This window comes from Pseudarthrobacter sp. CC12, assembly GCF_039907755.1.
Lineage (GTDB): Bacteria > Actinomycetota > Actinomycetes > Actinomycetales > Micrococcaceae > Arthrobacter > Arthrobacter niigatensis.
Map to the genome: position 1 here is coordinate 1 of NZ_JARDJH010000080.1, position 1,410 is coordinate 1,410.

The window sequence follows — 1,410 nt, forward strand, 5'->3', positions numbered from 1 at the left end:
AGTGGAGTCCCGCATAGTGGTGTAACGCCACGGTGGTTGTCTGCGTCGTTGCTGACGTGAAGGCGGTCACCGTGTGATCCTTCGAGGAAACTCTCACATCCCACTCGAAAGGCATCAACACGATGACCGCTCCTCATATTGTCGACCCCGCGACCGTGCTCGGCGAAGCCCTGACCGACGCGTCCCCGGATTTGATGCGGCATCTGCTGCAGACCATGATCAACGCTTTGCTGTCCGCTGACGCCGATGCCGTCGTCGGCGCGGAGTGGGGCGAACGCAGCCCTGACCGCACCACCCACCGCAACGGCTACCGGCATCGGAACCTCGATACCCGTGCCGGGACGATCGATGTCGCTGTCCCGAAGCTGCGACAGGGCAGCTACTTCCCGGAATGGCTCCTCGAACGCCGGAAACGATCCGAGGCCGCGCTCATCACCGTCATCGCGGACTGCTACCTCGCCGGCGTCTCGACCCGCCGGATGGACAAACTGGTGAAGCAGCTCGGTATCCACTCCCTGTCGAAGTCGCAGGTGTCCAGGATGGCGGCCGATCTCGATGAACACGTGGACGAGTTCCGGCACCGCAACCTGTCCGAGGCCGGCCCGTTCACCTTCGTTGCCGCGGACGCGTTGACGATGAAGGTCCGAGAGGGCGGCCGGGTCGTGAACACCGTGGTCCTGATCGCGACCGGGGTCAACGGCGACGGACGCCGTGAGGTCCTCGGACTCCAGGTCGCCACGTCTGAGACCGGTCCGGCATGGAACGCGTTCTTTGCCGATCTCACCGCCCGCGGCCTTACCGGGGTGCAGCTGGTCACCTCCGACGCGCACGCCGGGCTGAAAGACGCGGTCGCCGCGAACCTGCCCGGGGCAGCCTGGCAACGCTGCCGCACCCATTACTCCGCGAACCTGATGAGTGCGACACCCAAGAGCATGTGGCCGGCCGTGAAAGCGATGCTGCACAGTGTCTATGACCAACCCGACGCTGCCGCGGTGACCGCACAGTTCGACCGGACCCTGGACTACGTGAGCGAGAAACTTCCCGCCGTCGCCTCGCACCTCGACGCGGCCCGGGCAGACATCCTCGCGTTCACCTCGTTTCCCAAGGACCTCTGGCAGCAGATCTGGTCGAACAACCCCAACGAGCGGCTGAACAGAGAGATCCGCCGCCGAACCGACAGCGTCGGAATCTTCCCCAACCGGGACGCGATCATCCGCCTCGTCGGTGGCGTCCTCGCCGAGCAAACCGACGAATGGGCCGAGGGACGCCGCTATCTGGGTCTCGACATCCTCGCCCGCTCTCGCATGCGCCCCACCACTGACACCGGAAGCGAGGTGGACACCGACACGATCATGGCCCTCAGCACATAAGCGAAGGATCAACCGTTACACCACTCCTCGGGACTTGACC

At 64.9% G+C, this 1,410-nt stretch carries 1 protein-coding gene; it reads left to right on the forward strand.

What is annotated here, in order from left to right; genetic code table 11:
- Positions 1 to 122 precede the first annotated feature (122 nt).
- Complete coding sequence (locus PV772_RS22910; protein ID WP_347887690.1) at positions 123 to 1,370, forward strand: IS256 family transposase; 1,248 nt, start codon at positions 123 to 125, stop codon at positions 1,368 to 1,370.
- Positions 1,371 to 1,410: the final 40 nt, after the last annotated feature.